The organism is Bowdeniella nasicola, from assembly GCF_001907295.1.
GTDB classification, from domain to species: Bacteria; Actinomycetota; Actinomycetes; order Actinomycetales; family Actinomycetaceae; genus Bowdeniella; species Bowdeniella nasicola.
On record NZ_MQVR01000109.1, the window covers coordinates 1 to 5127 of the forward strand.

General features: G+C 55.3%; 3 rRNA genes. All 3 read left to right on the forward strand.

Features of this window, described 5'->3' with window-relative positions:
• Positions 1-3 precede the first annotated feature (3 nt).
• Positions 4-1526 (forward strand): 16S ribosomal RNA (locus tag BSZ39_RS12025).
• Positions 1527-1786: 260 nt separating this feature from the next.
• Positions 1787-4885, forward strand: a 23S ribosomal RNA gene (locus tag BSZ39_RS12030).
• A 77-nt stretch (positions 4886-4962) separates the two neighbouring features.
• Positions 4963-5079: ribosomal RNA gene (gene rrf / locus BSZ39_RS12035) — 5S ribosomal RNA — on the forward strand.
• The 16S, 23S and 5S rRNA genes sit together here, the layout of an rRNA operon.
• The last annotated feature ends 48 nt before the right edge of the window (positions 5080-5127 follow it).

The window sequence follows — 5127 nt, forward strand, 5'->3', positions numbered from 1 at the left end:
TTTTTTGCGGAGAGTTTGATCCTGGCTCAGGACGAACGCTGGCGGCGTGCTTAACACATGCAAGTCGAACGGGATCCTTATCCGCTTGCGGGTTTGGTGAGAGTGGCGAACGGGTGAGTAACACGTGAGTAACCTGCCCCCTTCTTTGGGATAACTGCCGGAAACGGTGGCTAATACTGGATATTCAGCACTGGTCGCATGGTTGGTGTTGGAAAGGTTTTTCTGGTGGGGGATGGGCTCGCGGCCTATCAGCTTGTTGGTGGGGTGATGGCCTACCAAGGCTTTGACGGGTAGCCGGCCTGAGAGGGTGACCGGCCACACTGGGACTGAGACACGGCCCAGACTCCTACGGGAGGCAGCAGTGGGGAATATTGCACAATGGGGGAAACCCTGATGCAGCGACGCCGCGTGAGGGATGACGGCCTTCGGGTTGTAAACCTCTTTCAGTAGGGAAGAATTTAGACGGTACCTGCAGAAGAAGCGCCGGCTAACTACGTGCCAGCAGCCGCGGTAATACGTAGGGCGCAAGCGTTGTCCGGAATTATTGGGCGTAAAGAGCTCGTAGGCGGCTTGTCGCGTCTGTCGTGAAAACCTGCAGCTTAACTGTGGGCTTGCGGTGGGTACGGGCTGGCTTGAGTGCAGTAGGGGAGACTGGAATTCCTGGTGTAGCGGTGGAATGCGCAGATATCAGGAGGAACACCGGTGGCGAAGGCGGGTCTCTGGGCTGTTACTGACGCTGAGGAGCGAAAGCATGGGGAGCGAACAGGATTAGATACCCTGGTAGTCCATGCCGTAAACGTTGGGCACTAGGTGTGGGGACCAGTTCCATGGTTTCTGTGCCGTAGCTAACGCATTAAGTGCCCCGCCTGGGGAGTACGGCCGCAAGGCTAAAACTCAAAGGAATTGACGGGGGCCCGCACAAGCGGCGGAGCATGCGGATTAATTCGATGCAACGCGAAGAACCTTACCAAGGCTTGACATACACCGGAATGCTGCAGAGATGTGGCAGCCTTTGGGCTGGTGTACAGGTGGTGCATGGTTGTCGTCAGCTCGTGTCGTGAGATGTTGGGTTAAGTCCCGCAACGAGCGCAACCCTTGTCTCATGTTGCCAGCACGTGATGGTGGGGACTCATGAGAGACTGCCGGGGTTAACTCGGAGGAAGGTGGGGATGACGTCAAATCATCATGCCCCTTATGTCTTGGGCTTCACGCATGCTACAATGGCCGGTACAGTGGGTTGCGATCTCGTGAGGGGGAGCTAATCCTTGAAAGCCGGTCTCAGTTCGGATTGGGGTCTGCAACTCGACCCCATGAAGTCGGAGTCGCTAGTAATCGCAGATCAGCAACGCTGCGGTGAATACGTTCTCGGGCCTTGTACACACCGCCCGTCACGTCACGAAAGTTGGTAACACCCGAAGCTCATGGCCTAACCCTTTGGGGGGGAGTGGTCGAAGGTGGGACTGGCGATTGGGACGAAGTCGTAACAAGGTAGCCGTACCGGAAGGTGCGGCTGGATCACCTCCTTTCTAAGGAGACTGTTTGTCTCTAGCACGCTCTTTTTGTTAGCACTGGCCGCTAGGTGGTTGGTGTGGGGTGTGTGGATTTTTTTGGATGGAATCATCACAAGAGTTTTAATGCAGGGTAATGGCATGCTGTTGGGTTGTGGGGGAATCACCGTTGGTGGTTTCTTGTGGCCCCGCAGGCGTCGGGTGATCGTTGTTGTGGTTGCTTGATGTGTGTGTGGGTGGGTTGTTTGAGAACTGTATAGTGGACGCGAGTATCTTTTGGTCTAGTTTGTAAGAGCATTCGGTGGATGCCTTGGTACCAGAAGCCGACGAAGGACGTGGTAGTCTGCGATAAGCCTCGGGGAGTTGACAAACGAGCTGTGATCCGAGGGTGTCCGAATGGGGAAACCTGGCCAGAGTTGTGTCTGGTTACCGGCGTTTGAATTGATAGGGCGTCGGGGGGAACGCGGGGAAGTGAAACATCTTAGTACCCGTAGGAAGAGATATTCCGTGAGTAGTGGCGAGCGAAAGCGGAGGAGGCTAAACCATGTGCGTGTGATACCCGGCAGGGGTTGCGTATGTGGGGTTGTGGGAGTCGCACATTGTCATGCTGCCGCGTGACTGGCGAGTGAGAAAGTTGTGGTGTAGTCGAAGGGTCTGGGAAGGCCTGGCGTAGTGGGTGATACCCCCGTAGACGAAACATCATGGCCTTGCTGTGTGGCCACCCAAGTAGGACGGGGCCCGTGAAATCCCGTGTGAATCTGCCCAGACCACTGGGTAAGCCTAAATACTTTCTGGTGACCGATAGTGGATAGTACCGTGAGGGAATGGTGAAAAGTACCCCGGGAGGGGAGTGAAATAGTACCTGAAACCGGATGCTTACAATCCGTCAGAGCCTTTCTAATTGGGGTGATGGCGTGCCTTTTGAAGAATGAGCCTGCGAGTTAGTGGTGTGTGGCGAGGTTAACCCGTGTGGGGTAGCCGTAGCGAAAGCGAGTGTGAATAGCGCGTTGTAGTCGCATGCTCTAGACCCGAAGCGAAGTGATCTACCCATGGGCAGGTTGAAGCGATGGTAAGACGTCGTGGAGGACCGAACCCACCTAGGTTGAAAACTGGGGGGATGACCTGTGGGTAGGGGTGAAAGGCCAATCAAACTTCGTGATAGCTGGTTCTCCCCGAAATGCATTTAGGTGCAGCGTCGTATGTAGGTTTGCTGGAGGTAGAGCTACTGGATGGCTGATGGGCCCCACCGGGTTACTGACGTCAACCAAACTCCGAATGCCAGTGAAATTTTTGTGCGGCAGTGAGACTGCGGGGGATAAGCTTCGTAGTCGAGAGGGAAACAGCCCAGATCATCAGCTAAGGCCCCTAAGCGTGTGCTAAGTGGGAAAGGATGTGGAGTTGCATAGACAACCAGGAGGTTGGCTTAGAAGCAGCCACCCTTGAAAGAGTGCGTAATAGCTCACTGGTCAAGTGATTCTGCGCCGATAATGTAGCGGGGCTAAGTACACCGCCGAAGCTGTGGCAACAACATTTTTGTGTTGTTGGGTAGGGGAGCGTCGTGCACTGCGGTGAAGCGGCCAAGTGATTGTGTCGTGGAGTGTGCACGAGTGAGAATGCAGGCATGAGTAACGAATGACGGGTGAGAAACCCGTCCGCCGAATGACCAAGGGTTCCAGGGCAACGTTAATCGGCCCTGGGTAAGTCGGGACCTAAGGCGAGGCCGTCAGGCGTAGTCGATGGACAAGGAGTTGATATTCTCCTACCGGCAAAACACCGCCCGTACCGAGCCCAGTGATGCTAAACACCCAAGACCGCTACGTGTCTCCTTCGGGAGCGTGTGGTGGTTGCGCGTGTGACCCGATCTGGTAGTAGGTAAGCGTAGTAACAGGGGTGACGCAGGAAGGTAGCCCGGCGCACTTAATGGCAATGTGTGTCTAAGGATGTAGCACGAGGTGTAGGCAAATCCGCACCTCACATAGTGTGAGATCTGATGGTGGCCCCATTTTTGGGGGATAACAGGGTGATCCTATGCTGCCGAGAAAAGCCTCGACGCGAGGTGTGAGCCGCCCGTACCCTAAACCGACTCAGGTGGTCAAGTAGAGAATACTAAGGCGATCGAGATAATCATGGTTAAGGAACTCGGCAAAATGCCCCCGTAACTTTGGAAGAAGGGGGGCCCGCCTGGTGAAAACCCTTTACGGGTTTAGCTGGTGTGGGCCGCAGAGACCAGGGAGAAGCGACTGTTTATCAAAAACATAGGTCCGTGCGAAGTCGCAAGACGCTGTATACGGACTGACGCCTGCCCGGTGCTGGAAGGTTAAGAGGACCGGTTAACCACGCCTCGCGTGTGGTGAAGCTGAGAATTTAAGCCCCAGTAAACGGCGGTGGTAACTATAACCATCCTAAGGTAGCGAAATTCCTTGTCGGGTAAGTTCCGACCTGCACGAATGGCGTAACGACTTCTCCGCTGTCTCAACCATGAACTCGGTGAAATTGCACTACGAGTAAAGATGCTCGTTTCGCGCAGCAGGACGGAAAGACCCCGGGACCTTTACTATAGCTTGGTATTGGTGTTCGATGCGGTTTGTGTAGGATAGGTGGGAGACTATGAAGCATCCACGTCAGTGGGTGTGGAGTCATCGTTGAAATACCACTCTGATCGTATTGAATGTCTAACCTCGGTCCGTGATCCGGATCAGGGACAGTGCCTGGTGGGTAGTTTAACTGGGGCGGTTGCCTCCTAAAGAGTAGCGGAGGCGCTCAAAGGTTCCCTCAGCCTGGTTGGTAATCAGGTGTCGAGTGTAAGTGCACAAGGGAGCTTGACTGTGAGACGTACATGTCAAACAGGGACGAAAGTCGGAACTAGTGATCCGGCCATGGCTTGTGGAAGCGTGGTCGCTCAACGGATAAAAGGTACCCCGGGGATAACAGGCTGATCTTGCCCAAGAGTTCATATCGACGGCATGGTTTGGCACCTCGATGTCGGCTCGTCACATCCTGGGGCTGGAGTAGGTCCCAAGGGTTGGGCTGTTCGCCCATTAAAGTGGTACGCGAGCTGGGTTCAGAACGTCGTGAGACAGTTCGGTCCCTATCCGCTGCGCGCGCAGGAAACTTGAGAAGGGCTGTCCCTAGTACGAGAGGACCGGGACGGACGAACCTCTGGTGTGCCAGTTGTACCGCCAGGTGCATCGCTGGTTAGCTACGTTCGGCAAGGATAACCGCTGAAAGCATCTAAGCGGGAAGCCTGCTTCAAGATAAGGTTTCCATCCACCCTTGTGGTGGTGAAGGCCCCCCACAGACCATGGGGTTGATAGGCCGGAAGTGTAAGCACAGCAATGTGTTCAGCTGACCGGTACTAATGGCCAAAAACTAACCAAACACTCGCGTCCCTATACGGTTCCCAAACCACCCAAACACAAAGACACACACGCGTACAGTGTGTCCCCCAAGAACGTACGGCGGCCATAGCGGAGGGGAAACGCCCGGCCCCATTCCGAACCCGGAAGCTAAGCCCTCCAGCGCCAATGGTACTGCACCCGAAGGGGTGTGGGAGAGTAGGACACCGCCGACACACCCCAAAACCGTGTGGCCCCACCAACAAGGTGGGGCCACCGGCATA